This window comes from Sedimentitalea todarodis, from assembly GCF_032595355.1.
Lineage (GTDB): Bacteria > Pseudomonadota > Alphaproteobacteria > Rhodobacterales > Rhodobacteraceae > Sedimentitalea > Sedimentitalea todarodis.
Window position 1 is genome coordinate 105,178 of the sequence record NZ_JASMWN010000013.1, and the last position, 26,008, is coordinate 131,185.

The 26,008-nt window shown below is 61.3% G+C and carries 27 protein-coding genes and 1 pseudogene; 17 read left to right on the top strand and 11 right to left on the bottom strand.

The genetic code is table 11. The features are described from left to right. Window positions 1-129: 129 nt before the first annotated feature. The 4 genes and pseudogenes from QO231_RS15940 to QO231_RS15955 all read left to right on the top strand — a co-directional run. A pseudogene (locus QO231_RS15940) lies at window positions 130-540 on the top strand (transposase); the annotation flags it as partial. 35 nt (window positions 541-575) lie between these two features. Beyond that, a complete protein-coding gene (locus QO231_RS15945; RefSeq protein WP_316778494.1) occupies window positions 576-734 on the top strand; it encodes a hypothetical protein in 159 nt (52 codons plus the stop codon). Between the two features lie 589 nt (window positions 735-1,323). Beyond that, window positions 1,324-2,226, top strand: coding sequence for an FAD:protein FMN transferase (locus QO231_RS15950; protein WP_316778497.1), 903 nt, complete (start codon window positions 1,324-1,326; stop codon window positions 2,224-2,226). Between the two features lie 28 nt (window positions 2,227-2,254). Continuing rightward, window positions 2,255-2,680 (top strand): c-type cytochrome, encoded by a 426-nt coding sequence (locus QO231_RS15955; protein ID WP_316778499.1) that lies wholly within the window; start codon window positions 2,255-2,257, stop codon window positions 2,678-2,680. 69 nt (window positions 2,681-2,749) lie between these two features. Here the strand turns inward: QO231_RS15955 and hemA are convergent, their stop codons facing one another. Beyond that, the gene (gene hemA / locus QO231_RS15960; RefSeq protein WP_316778502.1) at window positions 2,750-3,973 is read right to left on the bottom strand and encodes a 5-aminolevulinate synthase; all 1,224 of its coding nucleotides are present in this window, start codon (window positions 3,971-3,973) and stop codon (window positions 2,750-2,752) included. A 161-nt stretch (window positions 3,974-4,134) separates the two neighbouring features. Between hemA and QO231_RS15965 the strand changes: the two genes are divergently transcribed. After that, the gene (locus tag QO231_RS15965; RefSeq protein WP_316778505.1) at window positions 4,135-4,839 is read left to right on the top strand and encodes a Crp/Fnr family transcriptional regulator; all 705 of its coding nucleotides are present in this window, start codon (window positions 4,135-4,137) and stop codon (window positions 4,837-4,839) included. Between the two features lie 123 nt (window positions 4,840-4,962). Here the strand turns inward: QO231_RS15965 and QO231_RS15970 are convergent, their stop codons facing one another. The 8 genes from QO231_RS15970 to QO231_RS16005 form a co-directional block, all read right to left on the bottom strand. Continuing rightward, complete coding sequence (locus QO231_RS15970; RefSeq protein ID WP_316778507.1) at window positions 4,963-5,229, bottom strand: cytochrome C oxidase subunit IV family protein; 267 nt, start codon at window positions 5,227-5,229, stop codon at window positions 4,963-4,965. Window positions 5,230-5,234: 5 nt separating this feature from the next. After that, the gene (locus tag QO231_RS15975) at window positions 5,235-5,783 is read right to left on the bottom strand and encodes a cytochrome c oxidase subunit 3 (protein ID WP_316778510.1); all 549 of its coding nucleotides are present in this window, start codon (window positions 5,781-5,783) and stop codon (window positions 5,235-5,237) included. Next, a complete protein-coding gene (locus tag QO231_RS15980; RefSeq protein WP_316778512.1) occupies window positions 5,780-7,708 on the bottom strand; it encodes a nitric oxide reductase activation protein NorD in 1,929 nt (642 codons plus the stop codon). The genes QO231_RS15975 and QO231_RS15980 overlap by 4 nt, the downstream gene beginning before the upstream one ends. 10 nt (window positions 7,709-7,718) lie before the next feature. Then, window positions 7,719-8,525, bottom strand: a complete 807-nt coding sequence (locus QO231_RS15985) for a CbbQ/NirQ/NorQ/GpvN family protein (protein ID WP_316778515.1) — start codon at window positions 8,523-8,525, stop codon at window positions 7,719-7,721. A gap of 5 nt (window positions 8,526-8,530) precedes the next feature. After that, entirely contained in the window at window positions 8,531-9,895 is a 1,365-nt protein-coding gene (locus tag QO231_RS15990) for a cbb3-type cytochrome c oxidase subunit I (protein WP_316778518.1), read from the bottom strand. A 15-nt stretch (window positions 9,896-9,910) separates the two neighbouring features. Further along, the gene (locus QO231_RS15995) at window positions 9,911-10,363 is read right to left on the bottom strand and encodes a c-type cytochrome (protein WP_316778521.1); all 453 of its coding nucleotides are present in this window, start codon (window positions 10,361-10,363) and stop codon (window positions 9,911-9,913) included. Between the two features lie 100 nt (window positions 10,364-10,463). Further along, complete coding sequence (locus QO231_RS16000; protein ID WP_316778523.1) at window positions 10,464-11,654, bottom strand: NnrS family protein; 1,191 nt, start codon at window positions 11,652-11,654, stop codon at window positions 10,464-10,466. Next, window positions 11,651-13,690, bottom strand: a complete 2,040-nt coding sequence (locus QO231_RS16005) for a 4Fe-4S binding protein (protein WP_316778526.1) — start codon at window positions 13,688-13,690, stop codon at window positions 11,651-11,653. Before QO231_RS16005 ends, QO231_RS16000 begins: the two co-directional genes overlap by 4 nt. Before the next feature lie 112 nt (window positions 13,691-13,802). Between QO231_RS16005 and QO231_RS16010 the strand changes: the two genes are divergently transcribed. From QO231_RS16010 to QO231_RS16065, 12 genes are all read left to right on the top strand, one after another. Next, window positions 13,803-15,560: a cytochrome D1 domain-containing protein gene (locus QO231_RS16010; protein WP_316778529.1), complete on the top strand. Its 1,758-nt coding sequence runs from the start codon at window positions 13,803-13,805 to the stop codon at window positions 15,558-15,560. Between the two features lie 85 nt (window positions 15,561-15,645). After that, complete coding sequence (gene cobA / locus QO231_RS16015; RefSeq protein WP_316778532.1) at window positions 15,646-16,428, top strand: uroporphyrinogen-III C-methyltransferase; 783 nt, start codon at window positions 15,646-15,648, stop codon at window positions 16,426-16,428. Continuing rightward, the gene (locus QO231_RS16020; protein WP_316778535.1) at window positions 16,421-16,720 is read left to right on the top strand and encodes a c-type cytochrome; all 300 of its coding nucleotides are present in this window, start codon (window positions 16,421-16,423) and stop codon (window positions 16,718-16,720) included. Before cobA ends, QO231_RS16020 begins: the two co-directional genes overlap by 8 nt. Continuing rightward, window positions 16,717-17,865 carry a cytochrome D1 domain-containing protein gene (locus QO231_RS16025; RefSeq protein WP_316778538.1) on the top strand — a complete coding sequence of 383 codons (1,149 nt, stop codon included), beginning with the start codon at window positions 16,717-16,719 and terminating at the stop codon, window positions 17,863-17,865. The genes QO231_RS16020 and QO231_RS16025 overlap by 4 nt, the downstream gene beginning before the upstream one ends. Next, window positions 17,865-18,857 carry a siroheme decarboxylase subunit beta gene (gene ahbB, locus QO231_RS16030; RefSeq protein ID WP_316778626.1) on the top strand — a complete coding sequence of 331 codons (993 nt, stop codon included), beginning with the start codon at window positions 17,865-17,867 and terminating at the stop codon, window positions 18,855-18,857. Before QO231_RS16025 ends, ahbB (QO231_RS16030) begins: the two co-directional genes overlap by 1 nt. Continuing rightward, window positions 18,854-19,303, top strand: coding sequence for an Lrp/AsnC family transcriptional regulator (locus QO231_RS16035; protein ID WP_316778629.1), 450 nt, complete (start codon window positions 18,854-18,856; stop codon window positions 19,301-19,303). Before ahbB (QO231_RS16030) ends, QO231_RS16035 begins: the two co-directional genes overlap by 4 nt. Beyond that, window positions 19,300-19,794: a siroheme decarboxylase subunit beta gene (gene ahbB, locus QO231_RS16040; RefSeq protein WP_316778543.1), complete on the top strand. Its 495-nt coding sequence runs from the start codon at window positions 19,300-19,302 to the stop codon at window positions 19,792-19,794. The genes QO231_RS16035 and ahbB (QO231_RS16040) overlap by 4 nt, the downstream gene beginning before the upstream one ends. Next, the gene (gene nirJ / locus QO231_RS16045; RefSeq protein WP_316778547.1) at window positions 19,782-20,990 is read left to right on the top strand and encodes a heme d1 biosynthesis radical SAM protein NirJ; all 1,209 of its coding nucleotides are present in this window, start codon (window positions 19,782-19,784) and stop codon (window positions 20,988-20,990) included. The genes ahbB (QO231_RS16040) and nirJ overlap by 13 nt, the downstream gene beginning before the upstream one ends. Beyond that, entirely contained in the window at window positions 20,965-22,533 is a 1,569-nt protein-coding gene (locus QO231_RS16050) for a cytochrome D1 domain-containing protein (RefSeq protein ID WP_316778551.1), read from the top strand. Before nirJ ends, QO231_RS16050 begins: the two co-directional genes overlap by 26 nt. Before the next feature lie 114 nt (window positions 22,534-22,647). Beyond that, window positions 22,648-22,875 carry a hypothetical protein gene (locus QO231_RS16055; RefSeq protein WP_316778553.1) on the top strand — a complete coding sequence of 76 codons (228 nt, stop codon included), beginning with the start codon at window positions 22,648-22,650 and terminating at the stop codon, window positions 22,873-22,875. 265 nt (window positions 22,876-23,140) lie between these two features. After that, window positions 23,141-23,659: a sigma-70 family RNA polymerase sigma factor gene (locus QO231_RS16060; protein ID WP_316778631.1), complete on the top strand. Its 519-nt coding sequence runs from the start codon at window positions 23,141-23,143 to the stop codon at window positions 23,657-23,659. Beyond that, window positions 23,656-24,291, top strand: coding sequence for a ChrR family anti-sigma-E factor (locus QO231_RS16065; RefSeq protein ID WP_316778556.1), 636 nt, complete (start codon window positions 23,656-23,658; stop codon window positions 24,289-24,291). Before QO231_RS16060 ends, QO231_RS16065 begins: the two co-directional genes overlap by 4 nt. A gap of 126 nt (window positions 24,292-24,417) precedes the next feature. Here the strand turns inward: QO231_RS16065 and QO231_RS16070 are convergent, their stop codons facing one another. Next, window positions 24,418-25,143 (bottom strand): SDR family NAD(P)-dependent oxidoreductase, encoded by a 726-nt coding sequence (locus QO231_RS16070; RefSeq protein ID WP_316778559.1) that lies wholly within the window; start codon window positions 25,141-25,143, stop codon window positions 24,418-24,420. Then, on the bottom strand, window positions 25,140-25,910 hold the full coding sequence (locus tag QO231_RS16075) for a DUF1365 domain-containing protein (protein WP_316778562.1): 771 nt from the start codon (window positions 25,908-25,910) through the stop codon (window positions 25,140-25,142). The genes QO231_RS16070 and QO231_RS16075 overlap by 4 nt, the downstream gene beginning before the upstream one ends. Between the last annotated feature and the right edge of the window lie 98 nt (window positions 25,911-26,008).

Below are 26,008 nucleotides of genomic sequence, written 5' to 3' on the forward strand. Positions count from 1 at the left end.
GCATTCGCACTGGGTGGTGTCGCAAAGTTCCGGATTTCGGTTGCGTCGCTTGGCGCGTCGAGCCAGACCGCACACTTTCCCGAGACTATCCGGCAGGAGATCGAACGCTTGGTGGACATGGGCCAGGCGCTCAGGGAGAGCCCGGACAGTCAGATATCCCTGACGGATCCGGATGCCTGCTCCATGGCCACCAGCGCCAAGGGCAGCGGTTTTGTTGGCTACAACGCCCAGTCCGCGGTGGACACCGAGACCCATCTGATTGTCACACATGACGTGATCAATGCCGGGCACGAGCGTGAACAACTGTCGCCGATGGCCAAGGCGGCGAAGGCCGCTCTCGGACGTGACGAAATGTGCGCGGTGGCAGACAAGGGCTATTTCAGCGGCCGGGAAATTCCAGCCCGTCACGAGGATGGCATCACGACAATCCTCCCCGGCCCGAGACATTCGGAAACCGCAAGAAAGGCAGGTCCGCAAAAGCCGACTTTGCCTATGACGCAGATGCGGATGTTTACCGATGTCCGGCAGGCGAGACGCTGAAGTACCGCTACACGACGGAGAAAAGCGGGCTGGTTGTGCGGCGATACTGGACCACCGCCTGTCTGAGTTGCCCCGTCAAATCGCGTTGCACAACCGGCAGGGAGCGTCGCATCTCCCCCTCTCGGCAGATTGCTTTGCAATCGCCTGCCGGGCAATGGGTGGGAACACGAGCATCCGGTCGACGAGATGCGTGACCGCTTGTGTCGCGACCCGGCCATGATGGGCCTTCGCCGCTCAACCGTCGAGCACCCGTTCGGCACAATCAAAGCCTGGACCCGTTGATGGGGTGGGGCCCCCATCTGCGCTCAGGATCGGAATCAGAAGGGGATGTAGGTTGAACGTTCACATTTTTTTGTCAAACGCAGCCCTAGGCTCAGCCGGATAATTATCAATTTTTCGCAAGTTGTTAACCGACTCTAGGCGGTGTTGCCCTGCAGCGCTCAACTCGTGGGCTTCAAAATTCGTATTGATGGGGTCGGGGGTTCGGGTCCCTTCAGCGGCACAACCAAATCACATGTGTGCACGCTTCAGTCCGGTTCTCGCCAGGTTGATGGCCCCGGTCGGCATCCATTTGACCAAAGTCAAGAATTCAAACCCAAGAAGGCGATAGCAGTATGCTTAATACGGAGTCTGCGGTGACGTCTCTTCGGGTCGCCATCTTGGGCGTTTTCGCCCTCCGCCATAGTCTGAGCGGTTCCGTCGGTTGTGCGGGGCGGGCTGCTGACGACGTCTATAGGTCCGTCGGCTTGCAGGCCCCGTCGCGCGAAATAGGAAACCAATGACATGACACTGACGCGCCGTCGTTTTCTGACCATCGTCTCCGCCGCCTGTCTTGTCGCTCCCGAGGCGCGTGCATTTCGCTGGCAAGGCTCCGCCCTGGGTGCCCCTGCGCAAATCGTGCTGGATCATCCACGCGCCGTTGCAATAACCGAGGCGGCACGGGCTGAGATTGACCGGTTGGAGGATATCTTCAGCCTCTATCGCCCGGAGTCCGAACTTTCGCAGCTAAATGCGTCAGGGACGTTGCAAACCCCTTCGTTCGAGTTCCTCGACTGCCTCGCCGTCGCCCGGCATGTTCATGCTGTGACAGAAGGACGGTTCGATCCATCGGTCCAGCCCCTTTGGCGCGTGCTGGCGATGTCGTATCGGCAGGGGCATGCACCTTCGCGGGCGGAGCTGGAAGACGCGCGCGGCAGGATCGGGTTTGACCGCGTGCGGTTCGATGCAGGTCGTGTATCGCTAGACTACGGACAGCAACTCTCATTGAACGGGATTGCCCAGGGTTACATCGCGGACCGCGTGGCTCGGTTGATGCGGGCAGAGGGCGTGGTGGATGTGCTGATCGATACCGGCGAGATTGTTGCTTTGGGGTCTGCGAACACAGGTACAGGCTGGCCTGTGACTATCGCAGGTGAGGCGAATGCGCGTCATTTGTCAGGGCGGGCGCTGGCAACATCGGCTCCGCTGGGCACAACCATGGATGCCGGGGGGCTTGTCGGACATATTATCGATCCGCGCGGCGGAGGCATGGTCGCGCCCACCATCCGCCAGGTCTCGGTCAGCGCCAAGAGCGCCGCAATGGCGGACGGGCTGTCCACGGGCTTGTGTCTTGCCGCCGGAAGGCAAGAGGCGGAGCAGCTCTTGAGAAAAGTCAAGGATGCCCGGCTGGAGAGCCTATACGTCTGAGAGAATGCGCAACCAGAGGAGACTCGCTATGGGGATCAAGCAATTCGTCCCGGTTCTGGCTGTCCTGCCGATGCTGGCGGGTGCGGCCTTTGCAGGGGATGCCGAAAACGGAGAAGCGGATTTCAAACTCTGCAAATCCTGTCACGCCGTTATCGCCACCGACGGCACAGTGATCCAGAAAGGCGGCAAGACCGGGCCGAACCTCTATGGGGTGATCGGTCGCGTTGCCGGTTCAGATCCGGATTTCCGGTACGGCGAGTCGCTCGCAGCCGTGAGTGAAACGGGTCTGGTCTGGGACGAGGAGAACGTCGCGGCCTACATCACCGACCCGAAGGCGTGGTTGGAAGAGGTGCTGGGTGAGTCCAAGGTCAAGACAAAGATGACCTACAAGCATCGCAAGAACGCTGACGACATGGCAGCCTATCTGGTAACGGTATCGCCGGCCGACAGCTGATTGACATGACAAATTGACAAAGCCCGGACGCTGAAAAGCGGCCGGGCTTTTTATTGTGAAAGAGAAACTCTATTGCGCCGCGACCGGGATGCGCGCGATCTGGCAGCGCTGCCACAACGTGCCCAGGGCGGCGGCAAGGCGATCGATATCCTCGGGGGTATGGACCGGCGACGGGGTGATGCGCAGTCGCTCGGTGCCTTTGGGCACCGTGGGATAGTTGATCGGTTGGATATAGATGCCGAATTCGTCCAGCAGCGTATCGCTCACGAATTTGCATTTCACCGGATCACCGACGATCACCGGGATGATGTGGCTGGGGTTGGGCAGGTGAGGAATGTCCAGGGCATCGAGGCGTTCTCGCAGTTGGGCAACGCGTTGACGCTGCAACGTTCGCTCGACTTCGGATGTCTTGAGGTGCCGCACCGATGCGGCAGCGGCGGCGGCAACGGCTGGTGGCAAGGCGGTGGTGAAGATGAAGCCGGAGGCAAAGCTGCGGACGAAATCGCAGAGCGCGGCAGAGGCGGCGATATAGCCGCCGACAACGCCAAATGCCTTGCCCAACGTGCCTTCGATCACGGTCAACCGGTGCATGAGCCCCTCACGCTCGGCCACACCCCCGCCACGGGGGCCGTAAAGCCCGACGGCATGCACCTCGTCAAGATAGGTCATGGCGCCATATCGGTCAGCCAGATCACAGATGCCGTCAATCGGGGCAATGTCGCCATCCATCGAGTAGACCGATTCAAAGGCGATCAGCTTGGGCGTATTGGCCGGGGCCGCAGCCAGTTTGGCCTCGAGGTCGGCCAGGTCGTTGTGCTTCCAGATCACCTTTTCCGCGCGGGAATGGCGAATGCCCTCGATCATGCTGGCATGGTTGAGGGCATCGGAAAACACGATGCAACCGGGAATTTGGGATGCCAGCGTGCCAAGAGTCGCCCAGTTCGAAACATAGCCGGACGTGAACAGAAGTGCTGCCTCCTTGCCATGCAGGTCTGCCAGCTCGCGTTCCAAAAGCACATGGTCATGAGTGGTGCCCGAGATATTGCGCGTGCCACCCGCACCGGCGCCGCAGCGGTCAATCGCCTCGTGCATAGCGGCCAGAACTTCGGGATGCTGACCCATGCCGAGATAGTCATTGGAGCACCAGATGGTCACATCGCGTTCGCACCGTCCGGTGTATTGTCGCGCGGCGGGGAATGCGCCACAATCACGCTCAAGTTCCGCGAACACGCGATAGTTGCCTTCGGCGTGCAGCCCTTCCAACCGGTTGTGGAAATATTCTTGATAATCCATGATTTGGCTCCCGGTTTTGCGATGGCTGGATGCAATCTGGCAAACGCGGGCGGTGGTCTCCATGACAATAGTCAAGTCACCGTTCAAGGGAGGGCGTTCGGGGGTGCGGCACCTGATTTCTTGGTGTAGGATCCATCTTAGTATTCCAAGAGGAGTGTTTCGTGGCGCATGAGGCCCATAAAGCAATTGCACGGAACGCGGTGCTCATACGTTCCCTGCCCGAAGAGCATGTCGAAACAATCCTGTCTCGCGGGGTTTTCCGAGACTCCGACCGTGGTGAAACCCTGTTCCTCCAGGGCGAACAGTGCCCGGGCATTCATGTGGTGCTGGAGGGGTGGGTGAAATTGTACCGTATCGCGCCCAACGGCGCGGAAGCGGTGGTGGGCGTGTTCACGAAAGGTGAGAGCATGGGCGAGCCGGTGGCGCTTCGGCAGGGAACCTATCCTGTATCGGCGGAGGCCGCCACGGCCTGTACCACCGTCCTGATCCCCGGCGACGCCCTGATTCAGCTGATCCACCGCGATCCGCAGGTCAGCATTTCGGTGCTCGCGGCGACCTTCAACCATCTTCATTCACTGGTCGCGCAACTTGAACAACTCAAGGCTGAAACCGGGGCGCAGCGCGTGGCGCGCTTTCTTCTTGAACTGTGCGAGGAGGGGGGCGGCAATTGCCGGGTCACGTTGCCTTACGACAAGGTTCTGATCGCGGGGCGGCTGGGGATGAAACCCGAGAGCCTCAGCCGGGCGTTCTCGCGGCTCAAGACCGTTGGTGTCAGCATCAGACGCAATCACGCCGAGATTGCCGATACAGAACGGTTGCGCAGTGTTGTCGAAACCGACCCTGCCGATGCGTGGAACAGATCTTGATTCGATCGGAACGCGCCTATGCTGCGGTCCGCTGGACACAACCCGACGATCCGCACTGTCTCTGGGGCGCGCGAACCAGGTGCACTGGGCAGCTTCTCAACTCCGCGTTTCAGGCCATCGAAATCAGCGCATAAGAACGGGGATCAGGTAGAGACCGAACGCCAGAACCGTCCAGATCGCAAACACCAGCGTGGCACCGGCCAACCAGCCCGGGGCGCGGTACAGGTCGAGGTAGCGCGCGAGGATGAGGCGCGCCTTGAGCAGCGCCAAGAGCAAGATCGCCGCGGCCAAAACCCAGCGTGCCATCGGTGCCAGCGTTGCCACGGCCGCCAGAAGGCTCAACCCGGTCAGCCAGAGCCATGTCTTTAGCAGAGAACTGGACAGGCCCATGTGTCTCATCCCAGGAGATAGATGACCGGGAACAGCAGCACCCAGACCAAATCGACCATGTGCCAGAACATTGCCGCAGTCTGGATGTTCTGGGGTGCGTCCCGCACGGCCACCAGCAGCAGAAGCAGGACGCCTGCCGCCACGTGGGCGGCGTGAAACCCCGTCAGACCGTAGTAGAATGTGAAGAATGGATGGGTATCCCAGGCAATGCCCTGCGCCGCCTTGCCGGCGTATTCCGCACCCTTGATACCCAGGAACAGCACGCCCAATGCGGCCGCCGCTACCAGCGCCACCCGCGCATGTGTGCGTTTTTCGACGCGTCGCCAGACAAGCGCCTGCGCGGCAAGGAACCCGCTGGAAATCAGCACTGCCGTGTTCAGCGCAGCTCCGGTGCGATACAGGTGATCCTGTGCTTCGGCAAAGCCCAGCGGGTCAGTCATCCGAACAGCCAGAAATGCTGTCAAACCAGCCGCGAAGACCAGCAGCTCGCTGACGATGAGCACCCACATCATCAACTCGCCCGGCAGTTCCTCCAGCCCGCCCTGCGCACTCATGCGCCAACCAGTTGGCGATAGATGCGGGGCAGGGCAAAGATCAGCTTTTCCGGGTTTGGTACCACTGCAAAGCCGCCCTGGCCGAACATCCGGGGGAACCAGGACTTGGCGTCGCTGTCCACGGTGATCCCAAAGACCGATTGCCCGGCGCGGCGCGCTTCGCGGATCGCCATGGCGGTGTCCTCGATGCCATGGCGCCCTTCGTAGTGGTCAAGGTCGTTGGGCTTGCCATCGGTGATCACGATCAAGAGCCGGCGCTTGCGGCTCTGCCCGGCCAGATCAGCAGAGACATGGCGGATCGCCGTGCCCATCCGCGTGTAGAATCCGGGACGCAACGCGCCAAGGCGCCGTTCGACCATCGGGCCCATAGGGTCGTCAAAGCTCTTGCAGGTCTGCACGTAGACCCGATGCCGTTTCAGCGAGGAAAAGGCGTGGATGGCGAAATCATCGCCGCAGGCGTCGAGCCCCCAGGCCAGTGCATCAAGTGCCTCGCGTTCGATGTCGATCACCGCGCGGCCTGTAACCGCGCTTTCCGTGGAGCGCGACACATCGAGCAGGATCGATACAGCCAGATCGCGTGCTTCGGGGCGGGTCTGCATCCAGACCCGCTCATAGGCTTCGCCGCTGGCAAGGCGGTCGGCCTCGGAGCGCACGGCCGCATCGATATCCAGCGCATCGCCGTCAAGATGGCCGCGCGTGGTCACACGCCCCGGACGCAGCGCCTCGAACTGGCGTTTGACTGCGCGGATGCGCCGTGCGGCGGCGGGGCCATGGGCATAGGCCTCGTCCGCCGGGGCCGTCACCGAGGCCAGCACACGGGCGTGATCGGGCAGATATGCGCCAGTGCGGCAATCCCACTCGGGATAGGTCAGTTTCTGGGACAGGCGCTCCCGGTCGACATCCTCGGGCGCGAGATCGAGATGCAGTTTCAGCTTGGTGGGTGGCGCCTTGGTAATCTGACCCAGACCGATCTCGTCCTGATCGTCGGCTGCCTTGCGGGCGTTCTCGGGGTCGTCGTCATCGACTCGCCGGTTGATGTTCAGGAATTCGGCCCATGACAGGATGGCTTCGAACTTGTGCAGGATGAAGCTGTCACGACGCTCGGCCAGGTCGGATTTGCGACGGCGGGCACGATGGGTCTTGCCTTCGCTGTCTTCAGGGGGCGCCTCGCCGGTTTCGGACTCCTCGGCCTCGTGCCGGTCGCTGGTTTCGACGGCCCGCAGGTCGGGCCAGAGCGGCACCGGACGAAAAGGGCGATAGCCGCGCGGGGCGGTGAGATCCGAGAGGTCGCCGCGATCCATTGCGTTCCAAAGATCTGCTGCCGTGTCGCGCAAAGGGTCGCCAAGCATATGGCGTACGATCGCTTCGACCTGTGCCTCGATGCGGGGCAGGGCCGGTGCCGGACGTTGGGCGAGCACGGCTTCGCACAGTGCGTCATGCAAGGCTTGCAACCCGGGCGCATTGTCCAATGTCGTGGAGAGCATTTCCCGCGCCGCGGCGAGGGCGCGCAGATCGGCACGCAGGGGATCATCGTCGGCGCATCGCTGGGGCGCATGGGCGGCGGCGGCTGCGAGCCAGATGTAGAGCGCGGCATTTGCTTCGCGCGCCGGGAAAACCGCAAGTCGCGCGGGCATCCGCAACACCTCTCCGTCGAAACTGGCGCGTGGGACTGTCTCCGCATCGGTGCCCAGCTTTCGTCGCCACGACAGCCTGTGGCGGCTGACTTCCTCCGAGACCGGGCGCAACTCGACTGACGCGCTGCCACCCAGGCCTCTGAAGAGAACCGCCAGCCGCCCGCCGACCTCGGAAAGGTCGACCGCGGCTCCTCCATGCGCCTCGGGCGCATCCAGGCGACTGGCGAAGGCATGCCACAGTTTCCCGACGCTTTCTTCGGGTTCCCATGGCTCGAAGGTGATCCGGGACATCGGCCGAGCCTCACCCAAAGACGGCCGTGACCAGATCGAGGAGCCCGCGTTTGATATCCTCGTCATCGGTAAGTGGTTCCACCATAGCCGCACGGATTGCCCGTTCGACGGGCATCCCCTGCTGGATCAGCGTTGCGGCATAAACGACGAGGCGGGTTGACACCCCTTCTTCCAGATCCTGACCCTTGAGTCCGCGCAGCTTGCCCGCCAACCGCACCAGCGCCTTGACCCGTGCAGGGTCCAGCCCGCTTTCCTGCGCGACGATACGCTCTTCTTCGGATGGAGCGGGGAAATCAAACTCCAGCGACAGGAAACGCTGGCGGGTCGATGGTTTCAGGGTCTTGAGAATGTTCTGGTAACCGGGGTTGTAGGACGCGACCAGCATGAAGCCCGGAGCGGCCTCCAGTTCCTCTCCGGTCCTGTCAATGGGCAGGATGCGCCGGTCGTCGGTCAGCGGATGCAACACGACAGTCACATCCTTGCGCGCTTCGACCACCTCGTCGAGGTAACAGATCGCGCCCTCGCGCACCGCGCGGGTCAGCGGCCCGTCGACCCAGACAGTTTCGCCGCCTTTCAACAGGTAGCGACCGATCAGGTCTGCTGCGGACAGGTCGTCATGGCAGGCGACGGTGTAGAGCGGACGGCCCAGCTGCGCCGCCATATGCGTCACGAAACGGGTCTTGCCGCAGCCGGTCGGGCCCTTGAGCAAGAGCGGCAGAGTGTTGGCATGCGCTGCGGCAAAGACTTCGCATTCATCGCCCTGTGCGAGATAGAAGGGGGCTTGCACCCCCTCCCGTTGATCAAAACTTCCGTCCATGGGGTTCACTCCGCCGGGACCGAGGCATCATCCGAGATCACCTCCTTGCGCGGCATTGCGAGCGCATAGACCAGCATCAACAAGCCGATGAACACCACCACGCCCGAAAAGAAGCGCATCCAGTAGAAGATCGCCAACTGCTCCTGCACGTCCATGAAGTATTCGCCCAGAACCCGCTGCATGTGGGTTTGCACGGTACCGGCAAAGGTCAGCGTGAAGGTCATGAAGCACATGCCGCTCGACATCAGCCAGAACGCACCCATGTTGAGCACTTGGTTATAGGGGTCGCGGTTGCGCAGGATCGGCATCGCGTAAGTAAAGATCGCGATGTTGAGGCAGACATAGGCGCCATAGAAGGCAAGGTGTCCGTGCGCGGCGGTGATCTGGGTGCCGTGCGAATAGAAATTCACCCCGTGCAGCGTGTGCAGAAAGCCCCAGACACCGGCACCGAAGAAGGCCAGCGTGGCACAGCCGAGCGACCACAGGAGTGCCGCCTTGTTCGGGTGATCCCGGCGACCTTTCCAGACCATCACGAAGGCGAATGCCATCATGGCGAAGAACGGAATCACCTCGAGCGACGAGAAGATCGATCCGATCCATTGCCAATACCCCGGTCCGCCAATCCAGTAGAAGTGGTGCCCGGTGCCCAGGATGCCGGAGAACAATGCCAGCGCCACGATGACATACAGCCATTTCTCGACCACTTCGCGGTCCACGCCGGTCAGCTTGAGCATCAGGTAGGCGAGGATCGAGGCCATGATCAGTTCCCACACGCCTTCGACCCAGAGGTGGATCACGAACCACCAGTATTGTTTGTCCAGCGCGAGGTTGGACGGGTTGTAGAAGGCGAATAGGAACAGCAGCGCCAGCCCCCAGAGACCCAGCAGGAGCACGTTGGTGATCGCGGTCTTCTTGCCCTTCAGCACCGTCATCGAGACGTTGTAGAGAAAGATCAGCGCCGCGACGACAATGCCCACCTTGACCCATTTGGGTTGTTCAAGGAATTCACGACCTTCCTTGCCCAGCAGCCAGTTGCCTTCGAAGAGATTGAAGACATAGGTCAGCACCACGCCCAGCGTCCCGACCACAAGGATGATAAGCTGCAGATAGGCCAGCATGGGCGAGTGGATTTCGCGTTCCGCCTCTTCGGGGATCAGGAAATAAGCTGCGCCGAAGAACCCCAGCAGGAGCCAGACAACCAGCGAATTGGTGTGCAGCATCCGCAGGATGTTGAATGGCATCAGTTCCGAAAGGAAGTTCGGGCTGACATAGACAAAGCCGACAAGCAGCCCGCCGACGATCTGGATAACGAAGAGTCCCAAGGCCACAGAAAAGTAGGCCAGTGCGATCTTTTGGGTTTGATATTTCATCTTGCTTGCCCTTTCTCAGCCGGCGTCATTGGGCGGCCAGCCCTGGGTATCGATCGTGCCGGTCCACAACAGGAAATCGGCCAGTCCGCGGTATTCCTCGTCGGTCAGTTCGAACGCCGGCATCTGGCGACGACCCTCAATTCCGGTTGGCATCGCTTCCATCCAGCCGCGCAGGGTTTCATAGGCCGCGTCGGGGTCATCATCGACGCCCCAGCGGATCATCACATTGCCGACCTCGGGGGCAAAATATGCGCCTTCGCCAAGGAGAGAGTGACAGTTGATGCAGGCATGCTTTTCCCAAACATGCTTGCCGAGCACCACACTTTCGGTCAGCGTCTCGGCGTTGGTTGATGTGGTGACAATGTAGCGATGCGAGTGCATCGTCAGCCCCACGAAGATGAGAATAAAGAACAACGACCCGCCATAAAAAATGTTTCGGGCCATGCTCTTGGTCATGACTTCGCGCATAGCGCTCTCCTTCGCCCGGTTGGATGGGGCCCTTATGCAGGGCTGTCGGCGGCACAGCCTTAACGAAAGTCAAGGGAACGGGAATTTCCGATTGCGGGTCTCAGCCTTTGCGGCGCGGCCCCGTCAATGCGGGCCAGAGCGAGACCACGAACAGCGTGAAGGCAAGGCACCAGAGTGCAGCAGCGAGAAGAATCATCGACAGATACCAGTTGCCGGCCAGTTCCGAGGCCCCCCAACGCAGGGCGGCAGAGACGGGAATCAGAGCGTAGGCAAGGGCGACAGGTCCGGACGCCCTGAGATCGCGCCCGCTGTGGCCAAGGATGGCGCGGCTCATCACCGCGAGTGTCATTCCGCCGACGGCGCCGATGCCAAGGATGTGCAGCGCCGCCACCTCACTGCCAATACCCAGCACCGCCGCCCCCCAGAGGATCAGCCCGAGACCAAGCATTGCCAATCCTGCATGCAGCGCGATCAGGATTGGCTGATGCATTGACCAGATCGGGCGCCAGCGGGTCAGGCGCAGGAATTGCATTGCACCGAGAGCGATCGCCAGCGGTGCCGCCCAGTCTGGCGATCCGGCCAGCACTGGTATCGGAAGGAGAATTGCCATTGGAATGGCGGCCTTCTCGATCATGGGGAAGCTCTCGGGCCAGGTGTCTTCCGGTTCGTTGGCGCGCCGCATTGCATTGCGGGTAAAGGCTGGTGTGACCCGCCCCCCAAGGACCGAAATCAGGGCACAGACCGTCAGCAATCCGCCGTAGAGACCGGCACCGAGCGTCCCCTTTGTCACGCCGTTCCAATCCAGGTGCGTCAACAGGTTGGCGGTCCAGAACAGGGTGAGAAACACGAGGAACAACACGTTCTGCGGTTTGGGCCGCTTGGTCAGCTGCCACGCCACCTGTGCGATGAGGATGGGGAGAAACGACAAATCCGCCACCGCAACAAGCCAACCGGGCAGACTCGCCGACCACCACATCGCCAGACGTCCGCAGAGCCACAGCGTCGCCACGAAGCCGATGAAATAGGGTTTGGCCGAACTGCCACCGGTCCAGTTCGGCACCGCCGTCAGAAGAAAGCCGCCGATGGTCGCGCTTGCGAAGCCAAAGATCATCTCGTGGCCGTGCCAGAAATGTGGCGCCATGGAATAGGGCAGGTCTGTTACCAGCCCACCCGTCGTGTGCACGCCGAGATATGTCCCCCAGGCGAGACCGGAGAGAATGGCAAAGAGGCCCGCCGCAAGGAAGAAAACCCGGAACCCTTCGGAGAAAATCCTAAGTGCCGTGGATTTCATGATGTGGCCTGCTGGCTCCGGGCGCGGCGTTTCAGGGTGGGGCAGGTGTTCGGGTCGTTGTAGATGACCTGGCATCTCAGGCATAGGACACACTCATTCGGGTTGATCCGTCCGAGCGGGTCGATGGCTCCGACGGTGCATTTCGGCTCGCACAACCGGCACTCGCGCCCGCATTGCGGACGTCTGCGAAGCCAATCGAATATCTTCAGCTTGGCCGGGATTGCCAGCGCCGCGCCGAGAGGACAGAGATAGCGGCAATAGAACCGCTCGATGAAGAGACCCGCCGCCAGTATTGCCAGAACGAAGGCGACAAAGGGCCACGCGCGTATCATGCGAAGCGATATGGCGGTCTTGAACGGTTCGACTTCGGCAAGGATCAGCGCGTCCTTCATCGAATAGAATGAAATCGCAAGAATGCCGATGAAGAGCGTGTACTTGATGACCCAGAGCCTCTGGTGCAGGCCAAAGGGTACGGCGATTTGCTTCACGCCCAGTTTCTGTGCCGCCTGATTGGTCAGTTCCTGCAATGCACCGAACGGGCAGAGCCAGCCACAGAACACACCGCGCCCCCAGAACAGCAGGCCCAACGCAACAAAGCTCCACAGCATGAAGATCAGGGGTTCAACCAGGAAGGTCTCCCACCGAAAGCCGCTGAGCAGCGATTGCAGGAAGGCAACGACCTGAACCACCGAGAGTTGCGCATTCACGCCCCATCCGAGCCAGACAAGGGTAACGGTCAAAAAGCCCAGTCGCAGTCGGCGCCAGAGAAGAGGGCGGCGGGTGATGCTGTCCTGAAAGAGCAGGATGCCGGTCAGCACCGTCAGCATTGTGGCGAGCGCGATGATCGCCGGGCGTTTGCGCAGCCACATCTCCTCCCACAAGGGGACCTGACGCGGCGGAGGTGGCAGCAGAAACCGTTCGGGCAGAGCATAGTCGACGCCGATGGTCGCTGTCACCGGCCCGGATGCGGCGTCACGGCTGGCGGTAACCTCGACGCGAAACGGTTCCGTGGGATCAAACCCGTTGCCACCGATGCGAAACAGGCTGCGTTCCTTGAAAACCGGAGCACCTTCGATGGCAAGGTCGTCAATGCGCAGGTAGCCCTGATCGGTCACCGGATAGCGGTTGGCGTTCTGGATCACCGCCAGCCGGTCAAAGACCCCTGAGTTGCGCCAGTCCAGGCCGCGATGGGAATACAGCCCCCGCGAGGCAAGGAACAGCGCCACGCGATCGGCGGGCAGATCCCCCATTACGCCCGAATAGGCCCGTTCACCCAACAGGTTCCGGCCGATCTCGGGCGGGTCGAGTAGTGCGACGTGCAGATCAAGGAAATGCGCCGCGCTGGGGTTTGGCGCATTTTCTGTTCCGGCAAAGATTTCTGCGGCCTCGGCCATTGACATGGTGGCAGATTGCACGCCGCCGATCCGCACAAGCGCGTCCCAGTCGAGTGGCTCAAAGGTCAGGCGATCAATCCTGCCGCTGCCGGTGCCGCCATCGGCGAGCGCCAGCGTCCGGCCTGTTCGAAGGATGGCGTCTCGGATCACCGCTGTGGAGACGGTGGCGCGCGAGATGAAACGGGGTACGTCCGTCTTTTCCGGTGCACGAAGGTCGATGCCTTCGAAACCTTGGACAAAGCCTACGATGTCGGATTCGGTCAGCCCGAGCGTCAGGATCGGTTCGGATTGACGCATCAGACGGGCGGCAGCGATCCGTGCGTCCCTATCCACCGCCACCAGCATGTCGATCGGGCGCCCGGAATACCCAACGGACGAGGCGATTTCCCAACTCGATCCGATGCGGCCAAGTGTTGTGCCGTCACGTGCGCTGACCTGCCAGCCGGGGATCGGGGATTCGGTTCGCTCAACGGTGACGGGCAGGGGTACACCGAACATTTCAGCGGCGAGCGCGGCATCGGGAACTGCGGGTGCGACTTCGGCCTCGAACCCGATGCGGGTCTCGGCAATCGCCTGCGGGGCGCCAAAGAACGCCAGAACGACAATTGCCGCGACTCGCAGAGGATGAAACGCGCATCTCATGAATCAACCGCTATCGCCGCCCGCTTGAAGGGTCCTTAACGAAAGTCAAGGACCGCACCCAGCCGCGGTGCAAGGTTGACCGTGGCCTCACCAGCTTCACGGAGACAACGTCATGCAAAGTATCAAAGCCATACGTAGCCGACTGCTGTTTACCAGCGCCGCGCTGGCGTTGGCCGTCGCGGGCCCTATTTCGGCTCAGGACGACCCGGAACAGGTTCACGACACCAGCCCAGCCGGGTCCTACGTGGGCGAATACGACACGCTGGGACAACTCAATCTGGAAATCCCGGGCCTGCGCCCGGAAGATCCGGTGATTACCCAGGATGAATACAACGTCGCCAACCAGATCTATTTCCAGCGGTGCGCGGGCTGCCATGGCGTTTTGCGCAAGGGCGCGACCGGCAAGGCGCTGACCGTCGATATCACGCGGGAACTGGGCTATGAACATCTGCAGAGCTTCATCACCTACGGCTCGCCTGCTGGCATGCCGAACTGGGGCACCTCGGGCGATCTGAGTGAAGAACAGATCGATATCATGGCGCGCTACCTGTTGCTCGATCCGGCAGTGCCGCCGGAATGGGGCATGGACAAGATGCTCGAAAGCTGGAAGGTCGTCGTCGCGCCCGAAGACCGCCCGACCGAAAAGATGAACGACATCGACATCGACAACCTGATGTCGGTCACTCTGCGAGACGCGGGTCAAATTGCGCTGATCGACGGTGGCACCTACGAAGTCCACTCGGTGATCGAAACCGGCTACGCGGTCCATATCAGCCGCATCTCGGCCTCGGGCCGATACCTTTACGTCATTGGCCGTGACGCGCGGGTCAACATGATCGACCTGTGGATGGATCACCCGGAAACGGTGGCCGAAATCAAGATCGGCATCGAGGCGCGTTCGGTCGAGACATCAAAGATGGAAGGCTACGAGGACAAGTACGCCATCGCTGGCGCCTACTGGCCGCCGCAATACGTCATCATGGACGGGGACACGCTGGAACCGCTCAAGATCAAGTCGACACGCGGATATATCTATGACGAACAGACCTATCACCCGGAACCGCGCGTTGCGGCGATTCTGGCCAGCCACTACCGGCCGGAGTTCATCATCAACGTCAAGGAAACCGGCAAGATCCTTCTGGTCGACTACACCGATCTGAAAAACCTCAAGACCACCGAGATCGAGGCCGAACGCTTTCTTCATGATGGTGGGCTCGACAGCACGCGGCGCTATTTCATCACCGCCGCCAATGCGCGCAACAAGCTGGTCGTGATCGACACCAAGGAAGGCAAGCTGGTCGCGATCACCGACACCGAAGGTCTGACCCCACATCCGGGCCGCGGTGCCAACTTCGTGCACCCCGATCACGGTCCTGTCTGGGCAACGTCCCATCTGGGTGACGATTCCGTGGCGCTCATCGGAACCGATCCCGAAGGGCAGGCCGACAAGGCCTGGAAGATCGTCGAGACCTTCTATGCGCTCGGGGGCGGGTCGCTCTTCATCAAGACGCATCCGGAATCCGAAAACCTCTATGTGGACGCGACATTGAACCCCGACGCCGAAACCTCGGCATCGATTGCCGTGTTCAAGATTCCGGAGATGAAGGCAGGCGAAGACCCGGAATACATGACGTTGCCAATCGGCGAATGGGCGGGCATCGCAGAAGGCCAGCCGCGCGTCGTGCAGCCCGAATTCAATCGTGATGGTACAGAGGTCTGGTTCTCGGTCTGGAACGCGAAGGACCTGGAAAGCGCCATCGTGGTTGTCGATGACAAGACGCTTGAATTGAAGAAGGTGATCAAGGACCCGCGCCTGATCACGCCGACCGGCAAGTTCAACGTCTACAACACACGGGCCGACGTTTACTGAGCCTGACGCGGTTGGCCGATCTGAACCTCCCTCAGATCGGCCAACCGCATTCTTTTCCAGCTGATGCCAGACAGGAAGACATGCCATGACGAGCGCGGGAAAAGTGTATCTGATCGGTGCCGGACCAGGAGACCCGGAGTTGATGACCCTGCGCGCGCTGCGCCTGCTCTCCGAGGCGGAGATTGTGGTTTACGACCGGCTGGTTTCCCCGGACATCCTTGCGCTTTGTCCTGAAGGGGCAGAGCGCATCGCTGTCGGCAAGGCACCGGAGTGCCATCCGGTGCCGCAGGAACAAATAAATGATCTACTTCTGGAGCACGCCGGGGAGGGCCGTATCGTTGCCCGCCTAAAGGGTGGTGACCCGCTGATCTTCGGGCGTGGCTCGGAAGAGGCGGCACACCTTCGTGCGCACGGGATCGAAGTGGCCATCGTGCCCGGCATCACCGCCGCGCAGGGGGCGGCCAGCGCGACCGGCGTACCGCTCACCCATCGCGGGCTGGCGGGGGCCGTACAATATGTAACCGGTCACCGGCAGGCGGGGCAGGTTCTGGATCTCGACTGGAAGCGGTTGGCCGATCCGGATTCGACGCTGGTGATCTACATGGGTGTTGCCAATATCGGGCAAATCGCCATGGGTCTGATGACCGAAGGCCTTGATCCCGCGACGCCGGTTCTGGCTGTCGCTGAGGTCACGACACCACGCGAGCGGCGGTTGCTCTCCCGGCTCGACATGCTGGGTCGCGACGTGCGGACGGCAAAGCTCGAAGCGCCGGTGCTCTTCATGATAGGCCGCGTCGTCTCGCTCTATTCCAAGATCGCTTTGCCCGAGGATGTGGCGGCCAAAGCCATGGCAGCGGCACATGCGTAGCCTGCTGCCCTTGCTTCTTTTCTGTACACCGGTCTGGGCGGGTAACGTGAACGGCGACGCGCTCAAACGACTGGTGCATCAGGATTGTGGCTCTTGCCACGGGCTGACGCTGAAAGGTGGGCTTGGTCCCGATCTGCGGATGGAACAACTTGCGCATTACGACCGCGAAAGCCTGGCCACGGTGATCCTCAGCGGGGTGCCGGGGACGCCGATGCCGCCATGGGAGCCACTGATGTCCAATGACGAAGCGCTCTGGATTGCCGAATACCTTCTGACGGGAGGGAGCAAATGAAGCCGCTGCACCTGATCTTTGCGGCTGTCGCCTTTGTCGGAGGGCCTGCGCTGTCCGAAACCATGGCTACCGGCGATCTGGGCCTTGTGATCGAACGCGCCAGCGGTTCGGTTCTGCTGGTTGACCAATCCGACCGCGCGGCGCTGGCCCGGATCGAAGGGCTGGGCGACCTCTCTCATGCCTCGCTGGTCTACTCTCCGGATCAGCGTTTCGCCTTCGTCTTCGGGCGTGACGGCGGGCTGACCAAGGTGGATCTGGTCGAGCGACGCATCGCTGGCCGTGTCGTACAGGCAGGCAATGCCATAGGTGGTGCGATTTCCGACGATGGCGCTCTGGTCGCGGTGTCCAATTACGAACCGGGCGGAGTGCGCGTTTTTGATGCCGACACGCTCGAGATGGTGGCGGACATCCCCACCGGCTCCAAGACCATCGGATTGGTGGATGCGCCGGGGCGACGCTTTGTCTTCAGCCTGTGGGATGCGGGCGAGACCTGGATCGCGGATTTGTCGGGCGAGGCACCGCATATCACCAGGATCGAAGGGATCGGACAAAACCCCTATGACGCCCTGATTACGGCGAACGGACGCTACTATGTCGCTGGCCTGTTTGGCGAGGACGGGTTGACCGCGCTGGACCTCTGGGCAGAGATGCCGGAACCCACTCAGGTGCTTGCCGGCTATGGGCGCGGGGAAGAGCCGCTGCCCGTCTACAAGATGCCCCATCTGGAAGGATGGGCGCTGACCGGAACAGAATTTGTGCTGCCTGCGGTCGGGCGGCACGAAGTGCTCTGGGTCGATGCCCGCGATTTCACGGAAACGGCCAGGACCGCAACACACGGACAGCCGGTCTTTGCCATGGCCCGCCCAGACGGCCGTCAGGTCTGGGTCAATTTTGCGCATCCGCTGAACGACACGATCCAGGTGATCGACACGGTCACCAAGCAGGTGGTGCATGAATTAAGCCCCGGTCCCGCCGTCCTGCACATGGAATTTACCCCTCGGGGTCACGAGGTCTGGGTCTCGGTCCGCGATGCCGGCAAGATCATGATCTATGACACGCGGACCTTCGAAAAACGCGGCGAGATCGACGCGGAGAGCCCTTCGGGGATCTTCTTCACCGCCCGTGCGCACCGGACGGGGCTGTGATGGAGAACGTCGCCGATCCCGTCGATGGCGCCCTGCTGAATGATTGGCAGCGGGACTTCCCGGTTGTGTCGGCACCGTTCACGGTGCTGGCAGCGAGGCTGGAAATCTCGGAAACCGAAGTCCTGAAACGGCTGGCGCGGATGCGGTCGGCGGGGCGGATCACCCGGGTCGGGGCGACCTGTGCGCCCAATACGGTTTCGGCCAGCACACTTGCGGCCCTGCAGGCCGAACCGGAAGAACTGGAAGAGGTTGCCGAGATCGTCGGCGAAGAGCCAGGCGTCAATCATTCCTACCTGCGCGAGGATGCCTGGAACATCTGGTTCGTGGCAACCGGCCCGGATCGCGAACATGTGGACCGCACGCTGGCCCGAATTTCGGATCGCACGAACCGGCGGGTTCTGGACCTGCGGTTGGTGCGGCCCTTCAACGTCGATCTTGGTTTTCGCATGAACGGAAAGGCCGGCGCTGTACCCGCGCCGCGCATTGCGGACGCATCGGCGATCCGCGACGGCGACCGTGACATCCTGCAATGCCTGACCCGGGGTCTGCCGCTGGAAGCCCGCCCCTGGGCGGCCATGGCGCAATATCTTGAGCGCAGCGAAGAGGATGTGCTCTTGCGAGTGGCGGCCTTGCAGGACGCAGGGGTCATTGCCCGTCTTGGCGTGATCGTGCGCCATCGGGCGTTGGGCTGGACGTCGAACGCAATGTGCGTCTGGGACGTGAGCCACGAGGTCGCCGGTGAGGTCGGTCCGGTGCTGGCCCGCGTCCCCGGTGTCACCCTGTGCTATGAACGACGGCTGGTCGAGGGGGCCTGGCCCTATCGTCTTTACAATATGATCCATGCGCGTAGTCGGCTCGAAGCGATGGCAACGCTGGACCAGGTGCGCGCCCTGACTGGCCTCGAGAATGCGGACCACAAGGTGCTGTTTTCGACCCGCTGTTTCAAACAGACCGGTGCCTTGATCAAATTGAACAAAGGAAAGGCCGCCTGATGCTGGACGCCACCGACCGTGCCCTGATCAACCGCTTGCAGGAGGGATTGCCCCTGACGTCCGCACCCTTTGACGGCATCGCGTCGGAGCTGTCGATCACTGTTGATGATCTTCTGGCGCGGCTGGAACGGATGAAGGAAATTGGTGCAATCACCCGGTTTGGGCCGTTCTTTGACGCGGCGGCGATGGGCGGGGCATTTTGTCTCTGTGCCATGGCGGTTCCACAGACGCAGTTCGAGCGGGTGACCGAACAGGTCAACGCCTTTGCGCAGGTCGCCCACAACTACCAGCGCGAGCATCGATTGAACATGTGGTTCGTGCTCGCAACCGAGACACCGGAGGGGATTGCGGAAGCGGCGGATGCGATCGAGCGCGAAACCGGGATCGCCGTCCTGCGTTTTCCAAAGCTGCAGGAGTTCTTCGTCGGCTTCCGGGTGGCGGCATGAGCGTGACGGACCGTGATATCGTGAGCGCCCTGCAAGGGGGATTGCCAATGGTCGCCGCGCCCTATGCGGCCGTCGCCGCATCCCTTGGTCTGCCCGAGGAGGACTTGCTGGCGCGGCTCGAGGATATGCAGGCAACCGGGGTGATCCGCCGCATCGCCGTGGCGCCCAACCATTTCAAGCTCGGGATGACGGCGAACGGCATGACGGTCTGGGATGTCGAAGATGCGCGGGTGGCCGAACTGGGCGCGCAGGTGGGCGCCTTGCCCTTCGTGACGCATTCCTATGAACGCCCTCGTGCGTTGCCTGACTGGCCCTACAACCTCTTTGCCATGGTGCATGGAACCACGCGCGATCAGGTCGAGAAGAAGCGACAGCAGATTGCCGCGATACTGGGCCCGGTTTCGCGCGCAAACGATATCCTCTACTCCACGCGGATACTGAAGAAGACGGGGCTGCGGCTCCGCAGGAAAGGACCGACATGTTCCGATTGAGCGAATACATGCGCCAACTGGTGCACCCGACGCCGGCGCGGCATCGGAAAGGTCCGGTCAAACCGGTGGTGATCTGGAACCTGACCCGGCGTTGTAACCTGAGGTGCCGGCATTGTTATACGGTGTCGGCGGACGTGGATTTCCCCGGGGAATTGCCGACCGAAAAGGTTTTTGAGGTGCTGGACGACATTGGCGCGATGCGCGTTCCCGGCTTGATCCTGTCGGGCGGTGAGCCGCTGTCGCGCAAGGATTTCTTCGAGATCGCGGAACATGCGCGGGGCAAATCGCGGATGCTGGCCCTGTCGACCAACGGAACACGGATCTTTGGCGAGGCGGCGGACCGCGTGGCCGAGATCGGCTTTCACTATGTCGGCATCTCGATTGACGGGATTGGCGAGACGAACGACTGGTTCCGCGGTGTCGACGGTGCTTTTGCCGACGCGCTCCGCGGGGTGCGCGAATGCAAGGCGCGCGGTATCAAGGTGGGTCTGCGTTTCACCCTGACCGAGGGCAATTACCAGAGCTTGCCGGACATCCTCCGACTTTGCGAAGATGAAGGCGTCGACAAGTTCTATCTGTCGCATCTGGTCTATGCCGGGCGCGGTGACAAGAACCGGGGTGAAGATGCCGAACATGACCGCAGCCGCCGCGCGATGGACCTGCTGATTGATCGGGCCTGGGCGGGCGAGAATGGCGGTGCGCCGCTGGATATCGTGACCGGTAACAATGATGCGGATGCAGGGTATTTTCTGCGATGGGTGGCCCGCAACTTTGATGCGGATCGCGTGGCCCACATGCGCGAGCATCTGGCGGCCTGGGGCGGGAATTCCTCGGGCCTGGGCGTGGCGAACATCGATTTTCTCGGGAACGTCCATCCCGATACCTATTGGTCGGACTATACCGTGGGCAACGTCAAGACCGCGCCATTCTCCGAGATATGGGCTGGTGACGATCCGATGCTGGCGACCCTTCGCACCCGACCCCGACCCCTGAAAGGGCGTTGCGGCATTTGTCAGCTGCAGGATGTCTGTGGCGGCAACACCCGGATCCGGGCGCTGCAGCTGACCGGTGATCCATGGGCCGAGGATCCGGCGTGTTACCTGACCGGCGAAGAGATCGGCGTGGCGGACACCGACCGCCTGAGAACCACCCCTTTCAGAGGCAAACGGAATGACCCGGCGCACAGTTTCTTTTGATATTTTTGCCCTTGCGGCTGTTATCGCGACGCTGTTGATCGGGGCGGCATACGCCGACCCGCATGAGGATTTCGCGACCCACTGCGCCGCTTGCCACGGGGAGAACCGGCTCGGCGGCCTTGGCCCCGCATTGATCCCTGAAACGCTCGGGCGGATGCGCGGACCGGTGCTGGACGAGGTGATCGCACAGGGTCGGCCCGCCACGCAGATGCCCGCCTTTGGCGATGATCTGGGGGCTGACCGGATTGCCGCGCTGGCCGCATATCTCAAGACGCCGTTGGACAAGGTGCCTGCATGGCAGATCGAGGATATCACCAAGAGCCGCGAGATGAACGACGGCTATGCCGCTGTCGCCGCGCCAACCTGGCAGTCCGATCCGATGAACATCACGCTCGTGGTAGAAACCGGCGATCACCATGTTTCGGTGCTCGACGGCGACACGTTCGACGTGCTCGACCGTTTCGCGACACCTTTTGCCGTCCATGGGGGGCCGAAATTCACACCGGATGGCCGATTTGTATTCATCATGTCGCGCGATGGTTGGGTGCAGAAATACGATCTCTGGTCGCTGCAAGAGGTCGGACGCGTCCGCGCCGGACTCAACAGCCGCAATATCGCGATCAGCGCCGATGGCAAGTGGCTGGCGGTGGCGAACTATCTGCCTATGACACTGGCGATCCTGTCGACGGATGACCTGCTGCCCGCGAAAGTGGTCTCGATTGTTGCTAAGGATGGAAATGAAAGCCGCGTTTCTGCTGTGTATCAGGCACCGCAGCGCAACAGCTTCATTCTTGCGCTCAAGGATGCAGCCGAAATCTGGGAGGTCTCGACCGACCCGGACGCCCCACCGGTCTATGAAGGCCTTGTGCACAGTTATGAGAAAGGCATGGTCGAAGCACTGGCTTCATCCGAAGGCCTCTTTTCCCGGCGGCGGATCGAGGTTTCCGAGCCGCTGGACGATTTCTTTTTCTCGGATGACTACCGCAACCTGATTGGCGCGGCGCGCGATGGCAGTCGTGCCGTGGTGGTCAACCTGATTGTCGGGCGCGAGATTGCCGAACTGCCGTTGAATGGCATGCCGCATCTGGGCTCCGGCATCAGCTGGGACAGAGACGGACAGCGGGTGATGGCCACGCCGCATCTGAAAGAAGGCAAGCTCTCTGTGATCGACACCAGCAGCTGGGAGCTTGTCACGACCATCGAGACCCAGGGGCCGGGCTTCTTTCTGCGCAGTCACGAAAATACACCTTATTTTTGGGCCGATGTCTTTTTCGGCCCCAACCGCGATGTCATGCATGTGATCGACAAGCAGTCGCTGGAAATCGTGAAAACCCTGCGTCCGGTGCCGGGGGCCACGGTGGCCCATGTGGAATTCACCCGCGACGGGAGTCATGCGTTGGTGTCGGTCTGGGAAGAAAACGGTATGGTGATCGTCTATGATGCGGCGACGCTGGAAGAAGTCACGCGACTGCCGATGAACAAGCCCTCGGGGAAATACAATGTCTGGAACAAGATCAGCTTTTCCGAAGGCACCAGCCACTAAGATGCTGACGGTCGCCGACTCCGATCGCCTTGGCCTGCACATAGCCTTGCTGGGGCCACATGGATTCACCGTGTGTCTTCCTTGCAAGCTCACAGCCGGGCCGGGGGCGCGGCAATGACCTCTGGCGAAAAATGGTCCATCTGGAAACTGGCGCTTTTGCTCTATCCATTTGCCATGCCCGCGGTTGCCATCAACCTGTTCATGCTGGGCCTCATGGGACAGGCAATCGGGTTGCCGGCGCTATCGCCCATACTGTCCCTTGTCATCGCGGTGCCACTGGGCATTCCGGCCGCCATTGCTGCGGCGCGGTGGGTGCGTGGCCTGATGGATGAAGCAGGCTAGAGGGGCATTGCACGCACCGGCGTAAACCGTTTGATCCGGCAGGCCCGATTTCCGCCACTGACCCATCCGTCATCAGCGATGGCAGGAAACAGGTGCGGTCGCCGAAAAGAATAGTGATCCATATTCCCTGTCGCGACGTAGTCTGTTTATGTTGACACAGACCGCATCCATCGGGCAGCGCCCACGCCGTGTTCCGACGGTACTCCGCGAGGAAAAGATACCCGTGCCGCAGACAATTTCCGACCTGTCGCAGCAGACTCTCTGGATGATCGCTGTGCGCGACAATCGCGACCGTGTGGCGTTCAGCGCGTTGTTCGATTTCTTTGCGCCGCGCCTGAAGGGGTTCATCATGCGGTCGGGGGCATCGGCCCATCGCGCGGAAGAGATCGTGCAGGACGTGATGCTGACCGTTTGGCGCAAATCGGTGATGTATGACCCCCATCGCGCCCAGGTCTCGGCCTGGATCTATCAAATTGCGCGCAATCGTCAGATCGACATTGCGCGCAGGGAAAATCGCCCTATGCCGGAAGAATTGCGCGAAGATCCCGGTGCCGAACCCGATGCCAGCCAGATACTTGGTCTGGAACAGGAAGCGGGTTTGTTGAAACAAGCCCTCGCCCGGCTCACCCCCGAGCAGCGCGAGATGATCGAAAAAGCATATATGGGTGAAATGACCCATCAAGAGATCAGCGCGCAGACCGGACTACCCCTTGGAACCATAAAGTCGCGTATTCGGCTGGGACTGGAACGCCTGAGACACGAATTGAAGGACCTCAAGATATGAGTGCCATAACTCACCACACTTCGGACGCCTTGCTGGCGGCCTATGCGGCGGGAAATCTGCCGCATGCTTTTGCTGTCGTCGTGGCCAGCCATATTTCCCTGTGCGCAGAATGCCGTGCCGGGCTGCAGGCGCATCAGACCGTTGGCGGCGCTTTGCTCGAAGACGTCGAAACGGTTGATGTTTCTCCGCAGTTGAAGGGCGATATTCTGGCTTTGCTGGATGCCCCCTTTACACCGGAACCGGTCTATGACCGATCGGGCGTCTATCCCGGCCCGGTGATGCAGGCGCTGAAAGGGCGGCCACCGCGGTGGAAAACGCTCGGCATGGGCGTGCGCCAGGACATTCTGTCAGAAGATGACAACGGGTCGGTACGCCTCTTGTATATTCCATCGGGGCAGGCAGTGCCGGATCACGGCCATAACGGGATGGAACTGACGCTGGTGTTGCAGGGCAGCTTCAGTGACGAAACCGGCCGGTTCGGCGTGGGTGATCTCGAGATTGCCGACGAAGAGCTTGAACATACGCCTGTCGCCGATCCGGGCGATGCCTGTATCTGCCTTGCGGCAACCGATGCCCGGCTGAGGTTCAACGCGCTGATGCCGAGATTGTTGCAACCTATTTTTCGGATCTGAACCAACCACCACTCACGGCAAATTCAGATTGGGGAACCACCGGCTTTTCCGGTGGTTCCCTTTTTTTGGTCCAGAGAGTTGGGGCCGAGGAGACTGAAAGTCTATGCTGCGGTGAAATGATCTGGGTCAGCGCCCGCGATAGACCAGCCAGTCAGGCACAAAGGGCAGTGCACGGATTGCCCAGGAAAACGGGGCCGGAAAGTCGGTCCGAAAGCGCCGCTTGCGCATCGCTTGCATGACGCGTTCCGCGGCCTGCTCGGCAGTCATCAGCATCGGCATGCGAAAGTTGTTTTTCTCAGTGAGCCGGGTCTTGATGAACCCCGGATTGACGATGCGCACGATCACGCCCGTCTCTCTGAGATCAAAGCGCATCGTTTCGGCGAGGCTGATCAGGGCGGCCTTGCTGGCACCATAGCCGACCGCCGCGGGCAGACCGTGATAGCCGGCCAGAGACCCAATCAGTGTAACGTCGCCTTTGCCCTGCGCCACGAGACGCGGCACGACCTGTCCCAGCACGCGCATCGCACCGGTGAAGTTCACCTCGCACATCGTCAAGGCCGCTGCACTGTCCCAGCCGGTCGCAGGCATCGGGTCATAGGACCCGGCGTTATAGATCACACCGTCAAGCTGTCCGATTTCATCGCATGCGCGTTGCACCGCCTCGGGGTCGGTCACATCCAGCGGCATGGGGCGGGCATTTTCCAAGGTAGCGCCGAGGCTCTCGAGCCGCTCTGCGCTGCGCGCACTGAGTATCAAATGCGCGCCTTCCGAGCTCAACCGCTTTGCCAGTTCACGACCCATTCCTTCACTGGCGCCGATGAGCCAATAGGTCTTGCCAGAGAACGATATCATCCCGTTGGATCCCGATGGCGGCTGCCCTCGGAGATCAGGAGTTCGGGCGCCGGTTGTCGGCGCAGGAAAGGTGCCTTCTTGAGCGTCAGAATACCGGCTTGCCAATGGATCAGTGCGACAACCCGTGCAGCACCCAGCGGACGTCGCAGCGCCGCACGCAGCAACGACCAGTTGCTTGCCGTCTGTCGCTTGCCGGAGAGGGTCGCCAAAACGCCCTGGTCGCCATTCTCGTAGGAAATGCGGATATTTATCGCGTCGGACGTGACGCCGAAGTTGAACAGATATGTTCCCTGAATCTTTTGAAACGGGGAAACATGCATCATTTTTTCGGCGGCCATTTGGTCGGATCGGGTGATGGGGCGGAAATCATCATGGGCGCAAAAATAACAGTGGCGCTGCCCAAAGGTGCTGTTGACCTCGGCAACAAAAGCCCGAGGCGTGCCGTCGATCATCGCGATCCAGAAGTTGACCGGATTGAATTGAAACCAAAGACATGCCGGTTGTGCCAACAGCAGAAGCTGTGCGCTGTCATCAAGAAATCCGCGCTCGGCCAGCACCTCGCGAAACCATGCGACCCCGCGACCTTGACCTCGCGGGCCTCCGAAGTCGCGGTCATGGATCGACCAGAGATTGAAGCGGTTGCATGAGATCAGGCCAGGCCAGTCTGGCCCCAGATCGGTCAGCACAAAATCAACGCCATAAGTGAACGCGTTTTTCAACGCACCCCGGCGGCTGTGATGGGTTCTGGCGACAACATGATCCAACATTTCAACTCATTTACGCATGTCAACGTCTGTCGGATCAATCCCGAACCGTGATTTCCTGTAGACACGAATGATCCGACCCGCCAATCGGCGCGTATCCA

Coding starts and splice junctions, on each gene's coding strand:
- QO231_RS15950 (WP_316778497.1), top strand. CDS start 1,324: ATGACACTGACGCGCCGTCGTTTTCTGACCATCGTCTCCGCCGCCTGT.
- QO231_RS15955 (WP_316778499.1), top strand. CDS start 2,255: ATGGGGATCAAGCAATTCGTCCCGGTTCTGGCTGTCCTGCCGATGCTG.
- hemA (WP_316778502.1), bottom strand. CDS start 3,973: ATGGATTATCAAGAATATTTCCACAACCGGTTGGAAGGGCTGCACGCC.
- QO231_RS15970 (WP_316778507.1), bottom strand. CDS start 5,229: ATGGGCCTGTCCAGTTCTCTGCTAAAGACATGGCTCTGGCTGACCGGG.
- QO231_RS15975 (WP_316778510.1), bottom strand. CDS start 5,783: ATGAGTGCGCAGGGCGGGCTGGAGGAACTGCCGGGCGAGTTGATGATG.
- QO231_RS15980 (WP_316778512.1), bottom strand. CDS start 7,708: ATGTCCCGGATCACCTTCGAGCCATGGGAACCCGAAGAAAGCGTCGGG.
- QO231_RS15985 (WP_316778515.1), bottom strand. CDS start 8,525: ATGGACGGAAGTTTTGATCAACGGGAGGGGGTGCAAGCCCCCTTCTAT.
- QO231_RS15990 (WP_316778518.1), bottom strand. CDS start 9,895: ATGAAATATCAAACCCAAAAGATCGCACTGGCCTACTTTTCTGTGGCC.
- QO231_RS15995 (WP_316778521.1), bottom strand. CDS start 10,363: ATGCGCGAAGTCATGACCAAGAGCATGGCCCGAAACATTTTTTATGGC.
- QO231_RS16000 (WP_316778523.1), bottom strand. CDS start 11,654: ATGAAATCCACGGCACTTAGGATTTTCTCCGAAGGGTTCCGGGTTTTC.
- QO231_RS16005 (WP_316778526.1), bottom strand. CDS start 13,690: ATGAGATGCGCGTTTCATCCTCTGCGAGTCGCGGCAATTGTCGTTCTG.
- QO231_RS16010 (WP_316778529.1), top strand. CDS start 13,803: ATGCAAAGTATCAAAGCCATACGTAGCCGACTGCTGTTTACCAGCGCC.
- cobA (WP_316778532.1), top strand. CDS start 15,646: ATGACGAGCGCGGGAAAAGTGTATCTGATCGGTGCCGGACCAGGAGAC.
- QO231_RS16020 (WP_316778535.1), top strand. CDS start 16,421: ATGCGTAGCCTGCTGCCCTTGCTTCTTTTCTGTACACCGGTCTGGGCG.
- QO231_RS16025 (WP_316778538.1), top strand. CDS start 16,717: ATGAAGCCGCTGCACCTGATCTTTGCGGCTGTCGCCTTTGTCGGAGGG.
- ahbB (WP_316778626.1), top strand. CDS start 17,865: ATGGAGAACGTCGCCGATCCCGTCGATGGCGCCCTGCTGAATGATTGG.
- ahbB (WP_316778543.1), top strand. CDS start 19,300: ATGAGCGTGACGGACCGTGATATCGTGAGCGCCCTGCAAGGGGGATTG.
- nirJ (WP_316778547.1), top strand. CDS start 19,782: ATGTTCCGATTGAGCGAATACATGCGCCAACTGGTGCACCCGACGCCG.
- QO231_RS16050 (WP_316778551.1), top strand. CDS start 20,965: ATGACCCGGCGCACAGTTTCTTTTGATATTTTTGCCCTTGCGGCTGTT.
- QO231_RS16055 (WP_316778553.1), top strand. CDS start 22,648: ATGACCTCTGGCGAAAAATGGTCCATCTGGAAACTGGCGCTTTTGCTC.
- QO231_RS16060 (WP_316778631.1), top strand. CDS start 23,141: ATGATCGCTGTGCGCGACAATCGCGACCGTGTGGCGTTCAGCGCGTTG.
- QO231_RS16065 (WP_316778556.1), top strand. CDS start 23,656: ATGAGTGCCATAACTCACCACACTTCGGACGCCTTGCTGGCGGCCTAT.
- QO231_RS16070 (WP_316778559.1), bottom strand. CDS start 25,143: ATGATATCGTTCTCTGGCAAGACCTATTGGCTCATCGGCGCCAGTGAA.
- QO231_RS16075 (WP_316778562.1), bottom strand. CDS start 25,910: ATGTTGGATCATGTTGTCGCCAGAACCCATCACAGCCGCCGGGGTGCG.